The following is a 21224-nucleotide window of genomic DNA, read 5'->3' as shown; positions in this document are numbered from 1 at the left end:
CTTCCATCTTACCTATTCCATCTTCCATTCTAATTACTATTCATAATCAACCTCGGCTCATCATAACCAATCATCTTTTTGCGTTGCTTCTCGGGTATCGGGCTTGATTTTCCTGCTTTGTAATCATAACTGATGCAAACGGTTTTGCCGGTTGTGCAAATATCTTCTTTGCCGTCAACAATCTTCATCAAAATATACTCTACATCAAAGCTGCTGTTACCTACACGGGATGTACGTACATAGCACTTAATTTCATCGTCGAGCGTGATGGGTTTGCGGTAGTCTATTTCAGATCGGCCCAAAATGATACCCATTTCATTCCAATCCCATTCAATAATGTTGCGCCAATAGTCGCCGCGGGCTATTTCAAAGTAAGTTAAGTATACGGCATTGTTCACATGTCCGAATGCATCCATATCTGAAAAGCGAATGTGAATTGGGGTACTATACTTAAAATTGGCAATATTGGGAGTCATAATCGGTCAATATGTCTGTAATAAAAATTATCTCACGACAAATTGTCGCTTAAAATTACTGTTATCCTGAAATAACGTGCTAAAAAACTGATTGGTATATCAATTGATTAGTATGCTACGAAGATAACAAAACAAAAAATTAAGGAGATATAAAAATGACATTAGTAAAATTTGCAAACGGACCAAAGAATAACGGTTTAAATCCATTATTTACAGATGTATTCGATTCTATATTGAACGATACTTTTTTAAACGACAGGTTAGTAGCTAAAACCCCAGCCGTAAACATTGCCGAAACCGAAAACGAGTTTCATATTGAGCTGGCCGCGCCGGGTTTAACTAAAGAAGATTTCAAGATCAGTGTTGAGAAAAACATCTTAACCGTATCTGCCGAAAAGAAAGCCGAAACCGAAGCTGCTGATAAAAAATACAGCAAAAAAGAATTTAGCTACAGCACATTCAAAAGAACCTTCACTTTACCAGAAACTGTTGATTATGCTAAAATTGACGCGGCTTACACCGATGGTATTTTGAAACTAAATATAGCTAAAAAAGAAGAGGCTAAAATTCAAACCCGCGAAATTGCTGTAAAGTAATTTCTAAAGGTTTTCATACATATAGTTCATGTTAGTATATGTGATACCGTGCGCGGATTAGTGTTAAAGATTAGTGTTTAGCACGGTATTTCATATAGGTTGTTAGTTTAGTTTGAAACGGGGCGTTGTGCAAGCAATGTCCCGTTTTTTATAAGACTATGTTATTGCTTTTAGGTACAAAGCAATAGCATGTATGCAAGACATACCTGTGCTGCAATTATGATATAGAGATTCCGCAGATTTAACAAAAATCAAATTTATTTTAATACCAATTATTTATAGCAATAATTGCGATACAAGTCCATTATTTAAGCAAATTAAATTTTTTCTTTCCACATGGCTTAAATTTTTTCTTTCATAGTTTTTAGTATTCACAATTAATTCACTACTTTCCGTTTTTAAATAACACTTACAATATTTTAAACCGGATAACTGTATGAATATTAAGTTTCGCTTAATACTGATGAATTTTATGCAATTTTTTGTTTGGGGCGCATGGCTACTTACTGTGGGTGCGTACTGGTTTCAAAACAAAGGATGGTCGGGAGCGCAATTCGGGGCTATTTTTTCTACTATGGGTATCTCATCTATATTTATGCCTGCCCTTGCGGGCATCGTATCAGATAAATGGGTAAATGCCGAGAAGCTATATGGCGTATTACATATTTTAGGCGCGGCAAGCTTATTTTGTGTACCACTGGTTAACAACCCAACAACATTTTTTTGGGTGATATTGGTAAACATGTTGTTTTACATGCCAACTTTATCTTTATCCATCACGGTAGCCTATAATGCTTTGAAAGCCGAAGGTAAAGATGTTGTTAAAGATTACCCGCCCATACGTGTTTGGGGTACCATTGGGTTTATTGCTGCTTTGTGGGTGGTAGATATCACCAAAAGTGAAACATCGGCCAATCAGTTTTATATCGCATCGGGTGTGGCTTTAGCGTTGGGGTTGTTCGCGTTTACGTTGCCTAAATGTCCGCCTCTGTTAGGTAAAGAAGGTAAAAAGACTTTGGGCGAAGCCTTAGGATTAAAAGCTTTTGAATTATTTAAAACACCAAAATTTGCTATATTCTTTGCTTTTTCGTTGCTTTTGGGTGCAGCCTTACAACTGACAAATGCATACGGTACCACCTATATTTTAGATTTTGCGAAGAACCCTGCTTATAAAGGCATGTTCGCGGTAGAGCACTCAAGTGCTATTATATCTATCTCGCAGGTATCCGAAACCTTGTTCATTTTAGCTATACCTTTCTTCCTGCAAAAATTTGGCATTAAGAATGTAATGCTGTTCAGCATGCTGGCCTGGGTTTTACGTTTTGGTTTGTTCGCCTTTGGTAACCCTGGCGATGGTTTATGGATGATCATTTTATCGTGCATTGTTTACGGTATGGCTTTTGATTTCTTTAACATCTCTGGCTCGCTATTCGTGGAAACACAAACCACTCCCGAGATACGCGGAAGCGCACAGGGTTTGTTTATGATGATGGTAAATGGGTTTGGCGCTTTCTTCGGGAGTATTGGCAGTGGTTTCATAATCGATCACTTTTTCACCCATGCCGATGCTACAAAAGACTGGCATGGCATATGGCTAACGTTTGCAGCTTATGCTTTGGTAATTGCTATTATATTCCCGTTTGTGTTTAGGTATAAGCATAATTTGACATTGGCACATGCGATAGAGGATGCACACCCTCCGATGAGAGGCGGGCTTGATTCGCCATTGTAGAGCCCCAGCCCCCCTGAAGGGGGAGCTTTTGATTGGTAATATTTATGAAATTGAGAACCGGTTATATCAGCCGGTTTTCGTATTTTTGTATTATCAGGACTTCACCGATTGGGAGTAAGATTTCACTGATTAGTTATTTGAAAAAACACCCATATATACCCATAATTTATTATTTAAGTTACTGAGGTTATGATAGTTATTAAAACTTAATAAATTATCAATTTCATAATTAGAGTTTTAAAATCTGCTTTAAACACCCATAAATACCCATGTGTTTATGACGTTTGCGTCATGACCCGATATGAGAATGATAATTGGGACCTTTAATAAGCAGCGTTGTAACCCCGCAATAGAGCAACGGTGAAACACCCATAAATACCCATAATTTGTTATTGAAGTTATGCGGGTTAATTTGCACTAATCAGCACATTTTTGCTATTTTTAGTGGCTTAATCTTATCATGAAAAAACACCACCGACATGAAAACGACTGCCTGAATTGCGGCTCCGAGTTACAAGGCCATTATTGCCATACTTGCGGGCAAGAAAACCTGCATGTTAAAGAGCCTTTCTGGCATTTTTTGAGCCACAGCATCAGTCATTATTTTCATTTTGATTCTAAGTTTTTCGGCACGCTTAAACCGCTGCTTACACAACCAGGGCAGTTGACCCTGGATTATTTGGCGGGCCGCCGGATGCGTTATCTGCATCCGGTGTGCATGTACATTTTTGTATCTATCATTTACTTTTTGGTGGTACCCAAACTGCACCCCAAAGTTGATAAAGAAACCCTTAAGGAAAGTAAAGAAAGCTCTTTAAAAAACGATCATCAAGTTAAAGATAATGGGATCATAAAAATAGATGATTCGGATCTCGTTATAACAAAGCCCGGTGTTAAAGACACCACCAGCGCCCTGGCAAAAAATATCATTAAAGGTGTAATGGCCGAACCGTTAATAAAACGGCAGTTAGTTATTGATAGTTTGCAAAAAGCCTATAATACAAAACCATCTGAGGTTTTAAAACAACAATTAGATAGTATAAAAAAGATCAATAAAGAACAAACCCAAAAACTGGCTGATAGTAAAGTGGATGAGTTTATTAACAAAAGCCAACACAAAGGCTTTTGGAATAAAATATACCACATGTATAAAGCAAGCAGAGCACCGGAGTTTAAAAAGGAATTGGAGCATTACAGGCCCAAAATATACTTTGTTTTGATGCCGGTATTCGCGTTTTTTTTAATGCTTAATTTCAGGCGTAACCATCGCTATTATGTTGAGCATATTGTGTTTACCATCCACTTTTTTACCGCTTTCTTTATATTTGAAACCATAGTCGAGCCTATCAATTATTATATTTTCAGGCAGTCCGACTTGATAGACATACTCATAGCTGCCGCCATATTTTGGTATTGCTACCGTGCGCTCAGGTTATTTTACCAGCGTGAACGGTGGGCAACCATCCGTAAAATGATTACGCTATCGATATTTTATGGCATAGCGTTCAGTATCTCTATCGGCACAGTTTCCTTTTTTGTTTATTTGATCACCGATTAACTTCCCCTATTACATGATCATCGTAATACAGTGTATAGATAAAGTAGGTATTGTAGCGGCCATATCTGGCGTATTAGCCCAACAGCAACTCAATATCATTTCCATGCGCGAGCATGTGGACACCCAGGAGAATCGCTTTTACATGCGCCTGCAAATTGAGCAGCATGCCGATGAAAGCGCGCTTGAAAGGGCCATGCAGGCTGTATTACCACAACACGCGGTTATCAGCATCAACCCTGTTCCGGATAAAAAGATAGTGGTAATGGTTACCAAAGAGTATCATTGCTTAGCGGATATACTGATCCGTAATTATTTTGGAACCCTGGGTGCATCTGTATTGGCTGTTATAGGCAACCATGCTACTTTGCAGGATATATGTAAACGCTTTGATGTACCTTTCTTTTTAGTTTCGCACGAGCAAAAAAGCAAGCCGGAGTTTGAGCACAACATGATAGATGTTATAAAGCAGCACCAACCCGACTATATTGTGTTGGCTAAGTTTATGCGAATATTATCGCCAGAGTTTGTGGCCGAATTTGAGACAAAACTTATTAATATACACCACTCCTTTTTACCCGCGTTTGTAGGCGCAAATCCATATAAGCAAGCTTTTGAGCGCGGTGTAAAGCTAATTGGCGCTACGGCACATTTTGTTACCAACGATTTGGACGAAGGGCCCATAATAGCGCAACAGATCATCCCGGTAAACCACTCTTTAAATGCCGCCGACATGATGAAAGCAGGCAAAGAAATTGAAACTTCGGTACTGGCTAAAGCTTTACGATTGGTTTTTGAAGATCGGGTTTTTGTTTACAAGAATAAGACGGTAGTGTTTGAATAGTGACTATTGGCCACTATTCTTTAACACATCAAATTCCTGCTGCGTAACTTTGAATACGGAGCCGTGGCGGATACCTTTGGGTAGTACTAATTGATCAGAAATGTCGATCCAGTTCTTTAAATCAGTTGACTCTATCGCGCCGTATTTGTGCTGGGTATATTTATCGAAATATACTATCCATTTGTTTCCAATTTTAAGCGTGGTTGGGCCTTCGGCCCAGTAATCGCCTGTGATTTTTGGGGTTGGCGGGCTGTATGGGCCGATTAGGTTTCTGCTTACAGCTATACGCAGGTTCTTCTCAGCGGGCTGTTTGGTTTCGTTTTTAAAGAACATGATAAACTGGCGGCCGTCTTTCACAATCGTAGCATCTATACTACTGAAATGAGGATCGTACAAAACCTTGGTTTCGCTGTAGGTTTTGAAATCCTTTGTGGTTTGATAGTAGATGCGGTGATTGCTCTTTTTGCCTTCGGCAGAAGTATCAGATTGGGCAAAACGACCGGGGATGGTTGTTGCCCAATACAACATATATGTTTTGGTCACATCATCATAAGTAAGCTCGGGTGCCCAGCAGTTTTGTGCGGTTGGTTCTTTTTCCATCACCATCAGTTGGGTTTGTTCGCTCCAATGGATCAAATCCTTTGAACTGGCGTAGCCTATGCCCCTATCGGTCCAGCTATCAGTCCATACCATATGGAACAAGCCATCGGCACCGCGAATGATGCATGGGTCGCGCATGATCTTATCCTTTGATACCATTGGTTTCAAAAATGAGCTATCGCCTTTTAGGGCCTGCCATTTTAAGCCATCTTCGCTGTAGGCAAGGTGAAGGCCATCCTGTCCGTTGTTTTTGAAGTAGCTAAAGAGGTAGATGTCTTTTTGCTGAGCATAGGTGCTTATCGCGATAAACAGTGTTATGATGGAGAGGAACGTTCTTTTCATTGATTTATCTTAAGTGTGTCATAGCGAGGGACGAAGCAATCGCGAACTATACAGAGCCGCTTTGCCTACGTGCGATTGCTTCGTTCCTCGCAATGACAGGTGTTGATTATTTTATTTCGACTTTGATATCCTTTTTGTTATTAGCAACGGTATTATAAGTGAGTACGTTATTTGCCGGGTCAAATCTCCATTTTGCAGTTACTGCTGATTCTTCCTGCACCGAGTTTTCAAATTTTGCTCCGTGTATCCTTAATACGTAGTTATGTACCGAAGGTACAAATTTACCTTTAGGTTTATCAATGGTTATTGCTAATCCATTAGTTGTTTGCGATGTTGTTATGTGCGTAATCGAATAATCTCCGTTCTTGTATTTCAAACTTAAACCATCATCCTCATACAAATCAAACGATGAGTTTTTGCCCGGCCAAATGTCCAATGTAATCTGGTCAACCGGTTTCTCATCCATATATTTCATTTCAGGTTGCATTGGAATAATTGCTCCCGCCTTAATGTAGATAGGCAGCTTATCCAAAGGCGTTAACACATGCACATATTGCTTACCGCTGAATTTTTCGCCAGTCCAGTAATCATACCAGGTACCTTCCGGGAAATAAATTGTGCGGGTTTGGGCGCCTTTAACGGTTACCGGGCAAACCATCATGGAGTTGCCGAACAGGTATTGATCGCCTATCTGGTAAACTTCAGGATCGTTCTGATAATTCAGCACCAGCGAACGCATCAATGGCATACCAGTTTGATAAGCGGTGAAGGCGTTGCTGTAGATGTATGGAACTAATTGATAACGCAATAGATCGTACTTTTTGAAGTTTTTCAAGGCTTCGTCGCCATAATTCCAGGGTTCCTTGTAGCCGGGATGGTCAAAGCCAAACACAAGCGCTACAGGGCTAAAAAAGCCAAACTGTGTCCAGCGGATATAGAGTTCCGGATCGGCAGGGTGCTCAAAACCGCCCATGCAATGCGCCCAATCGGATACTCCAGAAAGGCCAATATTGATACCCGCTTTAATAACCGGGGCAAAGTATTGCCACTCACTCGGCCAGTCGCCGGCGAAGATGTAGGGATAACGTTGGATACCGGCATAACCTTCGCGGGTTTGATTCATCCCCCGGAAGCCGTTTAAATCCTGAAATTTAAGGAATGGTGCCTTCGCGTAAGCTACCGGGAAAACGTTGTGCAGGTTATCTACAACCGGGCCCGAAGGACCAATCTTTTCGCTTTCATTAGCCAATGCACCAAATGCGCTCCCCTCGTCGGTTTTTAAAAATTTAGCTCCCATTGAGCCTACCTTCATTACGCCGTTGTTCCACCACCAGTCAACCGCTTTTTGATCGAAGAAGTTAACAAACTCGCCAGGGCTATCCTTTTCGGGATAAGTAAAACCCTGTTGTTGTGCCTGGGTAAGCAGGTTCAGCTTCTTGGCATTATCAAAACGCGGGCGAATGTGTAAACCAACCATCTTAATATGATTGGCATACAGACTGTCAAACATGCCTTTGGGGTCTTTAAAAGTTTCGCGCCATTCAAAAGTAGTAGCGCCCTTGCCCCCTACTTCACCGAATAAGCGCCAGGTAGAGTCGAGCCAAAGAATATCAACCGGGATACCCATTTCGCGCATGCATTTGATCAAAGCGACCGGATATTTATCTGATGTAGTTTCCTCGTGGCCCCAAACACCGCCGGAATAGGTACCCATATGTAAGCCAAAGCCAAAACGGGTTAACATAGGCGATTTACCCGTAATAGAAGTATAGCTATTTAAGATAGTTGGAAAATCCGGACCGTAAATGAAGTAGTAATCCAACTCGCCGCCTACGGCCTTAAACGAATAGGCATTGGGTGATGATTGCCCCATATCCCACTCGGTAGCGTGTGAATTGTGCAGGAATATGCCATAGCCCTTAGTACTCATAAAAAATGGTACGGGGCAATAGTTAGCTTCGAGGATGTTGTATGCACCTAACAGGTTATCACGGCTTTTACCGCGACCTACGTTAAGCTTTAGCAGTTTATTGCGCTGGTCTATCACGTCCATACGCTCACCAAAACCGAAGAAGTGTTCGTCTGCGGTTAAATCTTTAGTAACACTTATTGTATCACCTTTATGATGTAAACCACCTCCCTTTATATATTCAGAAGATAACATGATACCTTGGGTATTGCTTACATTAATTTTAAATGTGGACTTTAGAATACTTATAACTAAACCTGATGTTTGAATTACGTAAGATTCTTTATTATCAATAACTTTATAATCAACCGCTGGCCAGGTATAATTCTCCTGCATCAAATGTTCATCAGCTTCAAATTTACGCGACCAGCTTGCGCGAACACGGAACATAGTTGGCGAACAAAACTCAAGCCTAACATCAGCATTCGCATTTGAAAACGACAGCGTATTGCCTTGTTTTTTATAGCCTGATTTGTAAGCGCCTATCCCTGTTTGAGCATTAGCCTTAACGATGAAGATTAAACAAAGAGCAAGGAAAATATATTTGTATCTGATCATATGAATATATAAACGTCATTGCGTGGTACAAAGCAATCCTCTAACTTGCAGAGCGGCTCTGCCTAAAGAGATTGCTTCGTACCTCGCAATGACGCGATGGTGATATTGTGTTATGCAGATATCTTGATTCCTGCATCTTGATTCTTGACTCTATTTCTTTGCCAATTTACTCAACTCAGCACCAGCCAGCAAATAGCATCCTAAGCCATAATCTTCAAAATCGGGAATATTGGTGTATGATACCGGCTGGCTATCTTTAGGCTCTTTACCCGTACCTTGTACAAAGCCTAAAAAACCTTCGGGGTGTAATGAGCTTTTCTCCATCGCGTTCCATGCTTTAACTATGATTGGCTGATAGGTTTTTTTATCGATCAATCCGTTATTGATACCCCATGCCATTCCGTAAACAAATAACGCTGTTCCGGTTAGTTCCTTTCCACCAAAGTGTGTTGAATCTTTCAGGCTCACGTTCCAATAACCATCGGTGCGTTGTAGCGGCGCAATGGCTTTGGTCATTTCCAGATAGGTTTGCAAATATTCATTGCGGTGAGGGGCATTTTTAGGGATGATGCTTAATACCCTTACCAAGGCCGCATAAACCCAACCATTACCGCGGCTCCAATAGCAATTAGCACCATTTGGTTCCTTATAGGGTGGTACAAAGTCTTTATCTCTCCACCATAAATGCTCGGTAGTGTTATATAAGCCGCCGCCTTCAATAGTTTTGGTATGATTGTACATGGTGTACATCTTTTCGTAGTATTTTGGGTCGTCTTTATAGATCGCACCTAATTTAGCGAATATGGGCATACCCATTTGTATGGCATCAACCCAGGTCCAATCGCTGTTTTTATCTGTTGCTACAACCAGATCCATACATTTCTTGATCTTTTCGATACGCTCCGGTTTTGGGTCCAGATTATACAGATCAATATAAGTTTGACCGCAGCATTGGTTATCGGCATTTTTGGTATCAACCGAGCCGCGCGGACTCCAATTGTGTTTTTCGCCCCATTCAACAGCATAGTCAACAAATTTTTTTTGAGGATTAACTTCGTTTAGGGCCATTAACCCCTCATAATAAACAGCACGAGTCCACAGTTCGCTGGTACGCGTAATGGGTACACCGGTAGCGTTTTTAGCAGTAACAGAATCACCTGCATCGGGCCATTTTTTCATAAAATAGCTATTGGCCAACTCCATATCGGCAAATATTTTCTTTTTGGATGGTATTTGTTGCGCGCTCGTAGCCGATGCTATTACAGCAAAGCCAATAGCTGCTATTCCCAAAATCTGTTTATTCATTTTATACTGGTGTTATAATTATGGTTTATGATAGATCTCTATTTCATTGATACCCAATACCGATTTACCTTTCGGGTCAAGACCAACACTCCCTGCATCGTCTTTTTTGCCGGTTACCTCAACCAAACCTAATTTATCTTCCTGCGCGGTTGCTCCAGCCAGTTCAACAGTTAAGGTACTGCCTTTAGTTGCTTTGAACGGAATGGTAACATAGCCTAAACTCTGTTTGGTTGTACCGGAAAATACAACTTCATCGCCCACTTTTATTTTAATAGGATATTTCTTAGTTCGCCAGCCGTTCAGTTTCATGGTAATTTCGCTAACGGTTTCAGGTTTATCAAAAGTGTATTTTATCCAGGCATTAGCCAAAGTACCATCATTAACCCAACTGGTTAATTCGTTATCATCATAACTCTTCTCAGCATCCGCGGCGTTTGAACCTGCTGTAGCGCTTACTACCGTTACCGGGATGCGGCTTACAGTATATGACGGCCCGGCAGGCGTTGGCCCTCTTTTTAACGACGCGGTTAAATCAGAACCGGGAATAAAATTAGCCAGACCATTATCCACAGCAAAAAGCTTAGAATCAAACGTAACCGAAGCAGTTTTTAAACCTTCTGAAGCTGCATTCAATGTTATTTTTCCGGGTATAGCAGATGAGCGGATGATGACACGGTTAATACCCCCTGCAACCGGCAGGCTCTTAGCCAGTATAAAATTATCCGGCGCACCGTGAGCTATACCGCCACGCCATTCGGCAGGGCCGCTTAAGTTAAAATCTATTTTATTAAAAGCCGTTGGTACACGGTTGCCAACGGCATCTACCACTTCAATATCAACCAAAGCCAAATCAGCGCCATCGGCTTTTAATCCGTTAGGGCCGGTGTGTACAGTTAGCTTTAAGGCAACAGCTTCGCCTGTGGTTTTCTTTTCGGTTTCGCTCAACTTGTTGCCTTTGGTATCATAACTAATGGCTTTGATGGTGCCGGGTTGGAAAGCGATATCTTTAAAGGTAAATAAAAAGTGACTGCTTTGCTCGCCAAATCCTTTTGATTTACCGTTCACAAACAGCTCAACCTTATCACCTGTAGATACCACCATTACGTTCTTTTTAACATCTTTAACGTAATTCCAATGGCCTATAATATAGCTGTGGTTATTGGCAAGATCAACCCAGCCATCCCACATTACCTGGTGCGCGTAAAAGGCATCCTTGGCAATCCGCATGGCATCAACCTCGCCACTGGTACGGTAGTTTTCTTCGCCACGGAAGTGGGTGTTAGAATCCGACCAAACGATGTTTACACCGCCCGAACTTACCCGCTTGCCGGTTCCCGGCCTTTCGTGCCAGTAATCAAACCAGCGTGCCACATCTTCGGCCGCGAACGAATCCATGTTATGGTTATACGGGCCGGGTTCTTCTTTACGTTTAGGACCAGCGCCATCTTTGTGGTAAGGCGGGGTTAATTCATCCCAATAGGTACGTAAACCCTCATCGCGCGAATACTCATGCGCCCAGAATGGGATACGAGCGCTTTTATTAATGTACAACATCTCGCCGCCGTATTCGGCAATTTTACTATCCAACATTTCGCGCGAGCCGGAGGCACGGCCGCCATTCGGGTCATATTCGTCCCTGATGGCTTTCATATTTTTCATATGCTCTTCGCTTACACCTTTATTGCCGGATTCATAGAACATGATACTCGGGTTATTGCGGTTGTAAATAATGGCATCGCGCATCAATTCCAAACGCTGCTGCCATTGCCTACCCTGTGAATCGCCTTCGGCATCTCCCGCGGGCATAGATTGTATCATACCTACCCTATCGCACGATTCCACATCCTGTTTCCAGGGTGTGACGTGCATCCAGCGTACCAGGTTTCCACCACTCTCTACCGCCAGTCCATTACTATAATCACTCATCCAGGCTGGCACAGAAAGGCCAATCGCGGGCCACTCATTGGTAGTGCGCTGCGCGTAACCATGCATTTGTATCACCCGGTCGTTCAGTTTAACCATACCATTACCAAACTCTGTTTTGCGGAAACCAGTTTTGGTTTTAACTACATCCACCACTTTACCATCAACTTTGATGATGGTATAAACGGTATACAAATAACCATACCCCCAGCTCCAGAAGTTAAGATTGCTGAGTTTTGCACTGGCTTTAAAAACTTTAGTTTCTCCGGCAGCTAAAGTATTTTGACCGCCATCAAACGTTTTAATGGTTTTACCATCCTTATCATCAACCCTAACTTCGTATTGAAAGTTTTTTGATGTTGGATATTCATTTTTAACCTGAGCCTCGGCGGTTACAATTGCCTGTTTGCCAGCGATATCAAAATCTTTGGCGTAAACATAAATACCCGTGGTTCCCAGAGTTGAAAATAAGGGCAAGGTTTGATATAATTTGCCTGTAACGTGCAGAAATACATTTTTCGCTATACCGCCATAATTGGCGTAAAAATTGGCGTTATTCCAGTGGTAACCTGCATTTGTGGCTTTCTCTTTGTAAGTCCAGGAGTTATCGCACCTTACAGCCATTACGTTTTCTGTACCGCCAAATTTGAGGTATTTAGACAGATCAAACCCGAAAGCCATTACGCCATTTTCGCAGCGGCCAACAAATTCGCCGTTAAGGTAAACCTCGCCTGCCTGGCGGATACCTTCAAACTCAATAAAAATTTTTTTATCAGCATAATTGGCAGGCAGTTTAAAATGCTTGCGATACCAGGAAATCCCGGTACTCAAATTATGGATATCAACCTTAAAAGCGTCATCTTCGTTTGATGCATGGGGCAAGGTTATACTTTGCCAGTCTTTATCATTAAAATCTGCTTTATCTGCACCAATAGCATCGCCATGGTATAATTTCCATCCGGGATTAAAACTGTACTTAACACGGTCGCTATCTATCGTGGCTGCTTTAACTAAACAAGTAAAGCTTAAGCTGATAACAGCAGTTAACATGATGGATTTGAAAAACGATATTTTTTGCATTGGTTAAAATGGTTAATTGCTTTAGAGAGCAATTGAAGTGCTATGTTAGGGTTTATATTTCGAAGTATTATCCTGTAGTATCCTGTTTGCTTAGCTATTGATCTTGAAAATGAAGGACGAAGCCGTCATGTATTTCCCTCCTTGCGATGCTGTAAACAAGTATTCGGGCTTACCATCTTTTAATAACAATTGTGGTCTTTCGAATCTTCCGTATTTTTTAAGGTACGATGGTGGTTCGGGTTGTTGAATGTAATGCGGAGCATCGTAATAAGCAATCTCTGGCTCACTCCATTTAGTTCCGTTTTTAGAATCCATCAGTAAACCATATTCATGATTAAAGATGCCCATATCGCGACATATCATGTTAAACTTATTATGTTCAAGCCATACAAAGGCATCTTCCATTTGCTTATTGCCTGTGCCTCGCTTACTAAAATCAATTATCGGGTTCCCGGCATATTTTACATACGGCCCTTCTAATTTATCGGCTACAGCCAAACCATATTTGCGGTTGCCTTTAATGAGCGGATCGGTTGATTGTTCGTATTCTTTTGTATTCCAAGATTTGTAGAAGAGCATATACTTGCCATGATGCTTAACAACGGCCGGGTTTGTTGTGCAATGATCATCCCACGCTCCTGTTTCTCCCGGCAATAACAGGGGCTGATCGGGACGGATCCACGGGCCATCTAAACTTGGCGCAGTTGCTAATCCGATGCGTTTGGTATCGGTTTTACCGTTTGAATTGCCCATAAAAAACAAGCAATATTTATCGCCAAGTTTAGTAATGAATGGGTTATGACAGGTAGTGGCATCCCAAAATCCTGGCCCACGCGGAGCTAATATGGTTTCAACGAATTTGAATTCTGATTCTGGTGTCTCCGCTATAGCATGACAGATCTCCGAACCGTTGATCCAGCCGCCCATTTTCTTTTTGGCAACCCATCGCGAAAAGAACACATGCACCTTTCCATCAGGGCCATAAATTGGGCTATTGCACCAAATATAATAACCATCCATCTCCAAGGCACGGCCAACAGGTTTAAGCTTTTTTGAAAAAGCGGAAACTTTGCCCGTTTCTACATCGGCTGCAAAGCTAAACTTTGGAGCCAATAATAAACCAGCCGAACCTATGGCAATTTGCTGGAGAAAGAGTTTACGATCCATACTGTTATTTGTTTAACAAATAATCGTTCAGTTTTAATTCTGGTATTGATTTGATGCCTTTAATAACATTGGCTGTAGCAACCCTGGCACCGGCTTCAATGGTATGGGTAGCATCGGTGCCGTAATAGGTAGCCTTTACTTTATCTTCGCCTTCGGCATCGTATTGATCACAAATCAATTTATTCAGATCAATATAGTATGCCCCAGATTGCTGCGCCGCTTCTGCAACCCATTTGCCGTAGCTATCGGCATTGCGGTGTACCTTACCATTTGTCCAGCTGTTTTTTGGTACCGGCGGACAAACAATTACAGTCGCGCCTTTAGCCTTTGCCTCAATAACAAACTGGCGGATATACCAACCGTAAGAGTGCACCACCTCGTGCTGTTTGGTTAAATAATTATCTACTTCCTGTGTCTCTTCACCATTACCACGGATAGTTCCGCGGGCACGGGTGCTGTCAACCACCGGGCTGGCATCGTTGGTGCCGAACTGTATAATGAGATAATCACCCGCTTTAATTTTAGGCAATACGGTTGCCCATAGCTTAGGATTATTCCTGAAAGTACGGCTACTGGTACCACCTAAAGCATCGTTTTCAACTTTAATTCTGCTGGTATCCATATACTCCCATATATAATGCCCCCATCCCCATAAACCTGTAGGCCCCTTACGCTGCCCATCGTCCTGGCCATTTTTTACGGTAGAATCGCCTATCAGAAAAAACGTAGGCTTATTTTGCAAATGCACAAATGAACTTAATAAACCAACAAACAGCAGCGCCGCTATTGATACTTTCAATTTGATATAACTCATGGGAGGTAGATTTATTTTTTGAGATAGTTATTCAATGTAACATTGGGTTGTAGTTTCAACCCATCAACAAAAGATTGCGCACTAATAACCGCACCATCTTTATTGGTATGGGTATGATCTTTCCCGAAAAGGGCGAAAACCTGATCGTGAGTTAACTTATCGTATTTTGAAGCGGTAATTTCGTTCAGATCAACAAAGGCAACACTTTCTTCGTTAGCTACTTGTTTGGCCCATAAGCCGTAATCTTTATCGGCACGTTGTATTTTACCATTCTTATCCCATTCCCTTCTCGGGATCATCGATACCACAATTGGTGTAGCGCCTTTGGCTTTGGTATCACGAATAAATTTACGGATGTACCAGCCATAGCTATGTACTACTTCAACCACATTGTTTGGCCAGTTCAATACCAAAGAATCAGCTCCGGTGCCTTTTAAAACACCACGGTAACCAGCTTTGCTTGTATCAGGTTTTGAACCTTCGTTGTGGCCAAAACCCATAATTACATAATCACCCGGTTTAAGCGCCGAGTAAACTTTATCCCAACGGCCTTCTTTAATAAAGGTGCGTGTACTGCGGCCAGCGGTCGCGCTATTCACCAGGTCAATTCTGGTAAGATCCAAATGATCGGCAATAGTTGTTCCCCACCCCCACAGGTCCTTATCGTTGTTGTGCATTGTCGAATCGCCAATCATATAAAGAGTTGGCTTTTGTTGAATTTGAAAAGCAGCGAAAACTACCGTTAAGGCAATTAATGGTATTAATATGTACTTTTTCATAATTTAAAATCTGTATTGTCATTGAGGTATAAAGCGATCGCAAGCTGGTTTATTAACTCTGTATTGTTCGCGATTGCTTCGTACCTCGCAATGACATTTTGTATATAATTCTATTTAACATCAATAGTAACCGAGCCACTTTGCAAGCCGGCAACTGTAGCTTTGACTATAATTTTGCCCGAAGGTGCATTCGCTTTTAAAATAGCGATGCATTTTCCTTTAAAGGTGTGCCTTTCCGGCGAGGTCATGCTTTCCTGATTAGCCAATGAGCCATTATCGGTAAACGCTACCAAACCGGCACCTGTTGTACTAAAAACCACAACTTTATCCGCAATAGGACAAGGGATACCTTTGGCATCAACAATCGTAGCTGTTATGTACGATACATCATCCCAATCGTTAGCTATTTTTGATTTATCAGCAGATAAGATTACTGCGGCAGGTTCACCCGCGGTTTGCAATTCATCTGTTGTCACTTCCCTGCCCTTATTTTTACCTACTGCTTTAATGGTTCCTTTTTCGTAGGTCACGTTCCAATCGCGTGGTGAATCATCAACTGGTTTTGGTTTTGATCCTAACGATTTGCCGTTTAAAAACAGCTCCACCTCATCGCAATTGCTGTAAACAGATACGCAGGCATCATCGTAGGTGTCAAAGTCAGTAGGTGTCCAATCGGCAACTACCGGGCCTACGCCTGCGTTTTCTTGCTTGCGCACAATGTGTACTACCGGCTGAATTGCCCACCAGCTTTGGCGTTGATAGGTTAATGGGCGCCAATCGCCTGTACGGTCAAATAAACCCTGACCGTTAACTACGTTTGGCCAATCGGCTTCGCCTAAGTAATCAATTCCCGTCCATAAAAACTGACCAGCCATAAAAGCGCGATCGCGTAAAGCAAGCCATGCTTGTTGTGTATGTCCATTTTCGGTACCTATCACTTTCCAATTTGGGTGTGCTTCGTGCGCGGCAACCAATTCATTTTCACGGTAGTTTTGGCCCACTACATCCATTATTGCTGCAAAGCCATTATTATATACCTTTGAAATCCCCGGGCGGAACAGGGCCATTGTAACTGGCCTTGAAGCATCTGTTTGATGAACCAGGTTTTGCAGATCACGATACTTTTTAAAGCCTACCGAATCGTTCAAACTATCGTGGATCTCGTTACCAACGCTGTATATTACAATAGATGGATGGTTCCTGTCGCGCATTACCATATCGCGGGTATCACGCTCCCACCACTCGTTAAAAAACTGGCCATAGCCGTTTTCGGCATGTTGCTTTTTAGCTGTCCAGGTATCTAAATTCTCATCCATTACCAAAAATCCCATCTGATCGCACAGATCTAAAAACTCTGGCGACACCGGGTTGTGCGAGGTACGGATACCATTTACTCCAACTTCTTTCAATAGCTCCAGTCTGCGCTGCCAAACTCTTAAAGGCACAGCCGCTCCAACCGCGCCGCCATCATGGTGAAGGCATACGCCTTTGATCATCACCTTTTTACCGTTCAATAAAAACCCCTGCGCTGCGTCAAATTTAGCTTCGCGGATGCCGAAGGTTGTGGTTTGATTATCGACTACCTTATTGGCAACTATAATCTGATAAAGCGCTTTATATAATACCGGGTTATTTGTACTCCATAATTCGGGTTTGTTAACGTGTATATCATCGTCAATAGTTATAGTTTTTCCAGCAGCGATTGTATAGCTCGCCAATTCAATTTTGCCACTTACTATATTGCCTTTTGCATCAAATAATTGTGGCTTCAAGGCAAACGTTTTGCTATCTCTGGATTCATTTACTACCGTAGTTTGCACATGCACTGTTGCCCTATCTTCGTTCACATCAGGCGTAGTTACATATACACCCCAGGCATCAATATGCACCGGATCAGTAACCGTTAAATGAACATGGCGATAAATACCCGCCCCTGTATAATAGCGTGAAGCTGGCTGAATGGTATTATCAGCCTTTACTGATATCACATTTACTTTGCCTTTACCAAAGTTTACATGCCCGGTTAATTCGTAATTCAGTGTAGTATAACCATAAGGGCGTTTACCTAAATGGTAACCATTTATCCAAACATCGCTATTGGCCATTATGCCATCAAAGGTTATGGAAACACGTTTTTGCGCATAGGCAGCATCCAGTTCAAAACGTTTGCGATACCAGCCAATTCCAGATGGTAAAAAACCACCGCCACGGCCCGATTCCGCGTTATGGTCTATAGTCCCTAAAATGCTCCAATCGTGCGGAACATCTACATGTTTCCATTTAGAATCGTCAAAGGCGGCTTTTTCTGCTCCGCCGGCATCGGCCTGTACAAAGGCCCAGTCTTTATCAAATAACAAAGTTTGGCGACCATCGTGCGTTTGGGCTTTCGCAGATATTGACGATATGAGCAACAAGCCTAAGCTTATATTTTTTACAGATTTAAACATCATCAGAATATATAGATTGTTGTATTTATGGTTTCTTAGGTTTCGGCTTTAATTCGTCGGGACTGTCTTTGGTATAAGTAGTAAACTTCTCTTTGGAACCTGTTTCAAAAATATCTTTCACAACAGCAAGGTCAACAGCATAAACCGGGTTAAACTTTGCGGATTGCATGTATGTTTGTAAACTATAATACAATTGCCTTGCCGCCGGGCGGGTAGCATCGATCTCGGCAGAAAGATCAAGGCTCGATACGATAAGTTTACCTTTACCTACCTTTGCTTCAAATAAAAATGCCAGTCGGCGGTTTAAAAACCAGGTGTCTATTGGCTGTACAATAGGTTTAAACCCCTTCGGGAAATCTTCCAGTATCATTACCTGTGCCTTGTTGGTTGCATCCCACCATTGCAAATCGCTGTGAAAACTGGTTGGGAAAGCAGCTAAAGCCGGATTAGCCGGATCGCACAAAATACCCAGCGTATGCGGCGGCCTCATTTTAAACCACGATGTATTCCAGAAAACCGGGGTTAAGCTTTGTATCACTTCTTTACCTTTAACCACCTTACCCGAAGCATTCAGGAATACTTTACCGCCAGAGTTTAAAACATCCTCAGCTTTTTTATCCAATATAGTGGTGTAGTAAATATCTGTCTTTTTCACTTCCGGAAGTTTTTCAGGGTACACCCAGAAATCCCAGTCGTTTATGTAAGGTGTTCCTTCAATTGATATTTCCAGATTTAGTTGTGATGCCTCGGTAATTTTGCTCAAATCAAAACGGATGGCTCCTACCGGTGTAGTATTACCGATAGCAAAACTTTTCTTGTTAAAGCCCCCTTTAGCAAGTGCTATGCCTTTGGAATTTGTTATTTTCCAAATCACATTCTTATCGGTTAAAGCAGTAGCGCCGTAATTAAATAGCTCGGCATCGGCTTTAAAGGTTTCGTTATTGGTATATACAAATTTGGGAATACGCGCTAATGGAACTACAGAATTACAGAACCTGGAAAATTGCGCTGGGGTGATATAACCCTTCTCGTCCCAAAAAGCATTTAATACACCAATTAAGGCAGTTCCTTGTCCGGGATAATCATTTAATGATAGCATTTGGAAACCTGCATATCCCGGTGAACGCAAAGCTGTCTCTATTTCATTTTTATAGCATAGCGCTTGTAATTTGCCCGATGCCATCAGAAATTGTTCGGCCTGATCACCTATGCCCCTGTCGCCCAGATCTTCCTGAAAAAGTTCGAAGTTTTTAGCGCGGTAAACACCCGTGTATTTTTTGATCTCTTTAAAATCGGGATACACACACCACTGGCCCATTTCGTGTACAACAAATGGAACCTGGAAAGCCTTATCTTCATCGTAATTAGAAACACTTTCGGGCTGGAGTTCCCATTTTAAACCGCGGGCGTTATTACCGGCCCTAACCATGTATTCGTTATTCAAGATAACCGGCCAGCTACCACCTACTGATGCACCTGTGTACAAATGGCGGCTATCTTTTGCTTTCCAATAATCATTAAACTTAGTTAGATATTCTACCTGTTTGCCACGTGGTTCGTTGCCATAAGCCATCATACAGAAGGACGCGTAATTGCCATAAACTTTATCCATACGATCAGTCTCGTCATAAATAAACTGGTCAATAGGTTTTTTATCGCCAATTGATGTACCGTGATTGGCCCAGCTTGGCCCTTCCACATGCAGATAAAAACCCGCTTTATCGGCAGCAATAAAAGCGGCCTCGGGCGGGCACCACGAGTGGAAACGCATGTGGTTTAAACCATGCGCCTTACATATCCTGAAAATACGTTCCCATGCGGGTACATCCATATTGGCGTATCCGGTTAACGGGAACTCACAGTTATTAACCGTACCACGCAAAAACACCGGGCGACCGTTGATCTGGAACTGCTTCCCAACTGCCTTAAACTCACGCATTCCAAACTGTACTTGTTTTTCGTCGCTTTGATTACTACTAATTAGCTTGGCACTTAGCCTATATAAAGCCGGATTAAATTCGTCCCACGGTAGTATTCTATCGCCCATTGGCAAGTCAATATCAATAGCGTTATCGCCTTTGGCTAACTTTATGCTTTTAGTTATAGGAATTACCGAAGCTTTTTGAGCTGAGTTAAAGCTTATCGCCGAAAGCACAAGGCTTGCATTGCCTGCTAATTGGCTTTTGATCTGGATCTTGATATGCGCTGTCTTATTTTTCAGATCGGGATATACCTGTATATCATCAAAATAAGTACTTGATCCTTTTACCAATTCTATCTTACCGACTACTCCATTCCAGTTTCCCTGAGTATGATCTGTCAGGCTGTGTGAATCCTGGCCAACATTGATCTCTTTGATGCGATTATCTATCCGTAATGTGATGGTGTGTTTGCCTACCGAGATAAACGGGGTCAGATCAAACACCTGGGCTACCACCATCGTGTTTTGCATGCCCACTTCTTTATTATCAACCCAAACATGGGTTTCGGTATGAGCACGTTCAAGGTTTAAAACAATGCGTTGCCCTTTCCAGTTAGCCGGAATAGTTACATCTTTTTGGTACCATGCCGCACCTGTATAATGCCTGGCTGGTGTTAACCAAAACGGCACTTTTATATTACCCGGCTGGCGGTATTTGGCCATACGCGGGTTATAATACCAAGAACTATCGTAGATACTGCCCGTCCATTTTGTTTTTAGTGTGATGTTGTTGCCTTGTAGGTTTTCGGCCATTGAGCCGGGTAAATGGATATGATCATCCAAAACTTTGCCGAACCATTTTTCGGACACACCTTTATCTAACGAATCAATTTTAAACCGCCAGTCTCCCGCAAGGGAAATTGAATGTTCATTGCCATTGGCAAAAGCTGATAACAGAATTGTTACCCAAATGGCTGATAAAAAAAGTAGAAAATATGATTTAAAAACTGATCTCATATGATGGTTTACTACGCTCGCTATATTTATTGATGCTTTAACACACATGATTAAACATCACTTTGCTATACAACATCACTAAAAAGTGTTATAGTGACA

At 41.9% G+C, this 21224-nt stretch carries 14 protein-coding genes; 4 read left to right on the top strand and 10 right to left on the bottom strand.

The features are described from left to right. Nucleotides 1-29 precede the first annotated feature (29 nt). On the bottom strand, nucleotides 30-476 hold the full coding sequence (locus tag ABIN91_RS17110; RefSeq protein ID WP_348052523.1) for a thioesterase family protein: 447 nt from the start codon (nucleotides 474-476) through the stop codon (nucleotides 30-32). A 155-nt stretch (nucleotides 477-631) separates the two neighbouring features. Here ABIN91_RS17110 and ABIN91_RS17105 point away from each other — a divergent pair, with 155 nt between their 5' ends. From ABIN91_RS17105 to purU, 4 genes are all read left to right on the top strand, one after another. After that, nucleotides 632-1072 carry an Hsp20/alpha crystallin family protein gene (locus tag ABIN91_RS17105; RefSeq protein ID WP_348052522.1) on the top strand — a complete coding sequence of 147 codons (441 nt, stop codon included), beginning with the start codon at nucleotides 632-634 and terminating at the stop codon, nucleotides 1070-1072. A 436-nt stretch (nucleotides 1073-1508) separates the two neighbouring features. Continuing rightward, nucleotides 1509-2804: a nucleoside permease gene (locus ABIN91_RS17100; RefSeq protein ID WP_348052521.1), complete on the top strand. Its 1296-nt coding sequence runs from the start codon at nucleotides 1509-1511 to the stop codon at nucleotides 2802-2804. A 460-nt stretch (nucleotides 2805-3264) separates the two neighbouring features. Beyond that, complete coding sequence (locus ABIN91_RS17095) at nucleotides 3265-4362, top strand: DUF3667 domain-containing protein (protein ID WP_348052520.1); 1098 nt, start codon at nucleotides 3265-3267, stop codon at nucleotides 4360-4362. Between the two features lie 13 nt (nucleotides 4363-4375). After that, complete coding sequence (gene purU / locus ABIN91_RS17090; protein WP_348052518.1) at nucleotides 4376-5203, top strand: formyltetrahydrofolate deformylase; 828 nt, start codon at nucleotides 4376-4378, stop codon at nucleotides 5201-5203. A 3-nt stretch (nucleotides 5204-5206) separates the two neighbouring features. Here purU and ABIN91_RS17085 read toward each other — a convergent pair whose 3' ends face one another. From ABIN91_RS17085 to ABIN91_RS17045, 9 genes are all read right to left on the bottom strand, one after another. Then, a complete protein-coding gene (locus ABIN91_RS17085; RefSeq protein WP_348052516.1) occupies nucleotides 5207-6145 on the bottom strand; it encodes a glycoside hydrolase family 43 protein in 939 nt (312 codons plus the stop codon). A gap of 106 nt (nucleotides 6146-6251) precedes the next feature. Continuing rightward, complete coding sequence (locus ABIN91_RS17080; protein WP_348052514.1) at nucleotides 6252-8672, bottom strand: TIM-barrel domain-containing protein; 2421 nt, start codon at nucleotides 8670-8672, stop codon at nucleotides 6252-6254. Between the two features lie 150 nt (nucleotides 8673-8822). Next, nucleotides 8823-9977 carry a glycoside hydrolase family 88 protein gene (locus tag ABIN91_RS17075; protein WP_348052513.1) on the bottom strand — a complete coding sequence of 385 codons (1155 nt, stop codon included), beginning with the start codon at nucleotides 9975-9977 and terminating at the stop codon, nucleotides 8823-8825. An 18-nt stretch (nucleotides 9978-9995) separates the two neighbouring features. Further along, complete coding sequence (locus ABIN91_RS17070; RefSeq protein ID WP_348052511.1) at nucleotides 9996-12980, bottom strand: sugar-binding domain-containing protein; 2985 nt, start codon at nucleotides 12978-12980, stop codon at nucleotides 9996-9998. Nucleotides 12981-13070: 90 nt separating this feature from the next. Then, on the bottom strand, nucleotides 13071-14147 hold the full coding sequence (locus tag ABIN91_RS17065) for a glycoside hydrolase family protein (protein WP_348052509.1): 1077 nt from the start codon (nucleotides 14145-14147) through the stop codon (nucleotides 13071-13073). A gap of 4 nt (nucleotides 14148-14151) precedes the next feature. Then, a complete protein-coding gene (locus ABIN91_RS17060; RefSeq protein WP_348052507.1) occupies nucleotides 14152-14961 on the bottom strand; it encodes a rhamnogalacturonan acetylesterase in 810 nt (269 codons plus the stop codon). Between the two features lie 11 nt (nucleotides 14962-14972). Beyond that, nucleotides 14973-15740 carry a rhamnogalacturonan acetylesterase gene (locus ABIN91_RS17055; protein ID WP_348052505.1) on the bottom strand — a complete coding sequence of 256 codons (768 nt, stop codon included), beginning with the start codon at nucleotides 15738-15740 and terminating at the stop codon, nucleotides 14973-14975. Nucleotides 15741-15850: 110 nt separating this feature from the next. After that, a complete protein-coding gene (locus tag ABIN91_RS17050) occupies nucleotides 15851-18190 on the bottom strand; it encodes a glycoside hydrolase family 2 TIM barrel-domain containing protein (RefSeq protein ID WP_348052503.1) in 2340 nt (779 codons plus the stop codon). 22 nt (nucleotides 18191-18212) lie between these two features. Next, a complete protein-coding gene (locus ABIN91_RS17045; protein WP_348052501.1) occupies nucleotides 18213-21125 on the bottom strand; it encodes a sugar-binding domain-containing protein in 2913 nt (970 codons plus the stop codon). Nucleotides 21126-21224 lie beyond the last annotated feature (99 nt).

The sequence above is a fragment of the Mucilaginibacter sp. genome (genome assembly GCF_039921305.1).
Classification (GTDB): Bacteria; Bacteroidota; Bacteroidia; order Sphingobacteriales; family Sphingobacteriaceae; genus Mucilaginibacter.
This window is presented reverse-complemented; position numbering and strand designations above follow the sequence as displayed.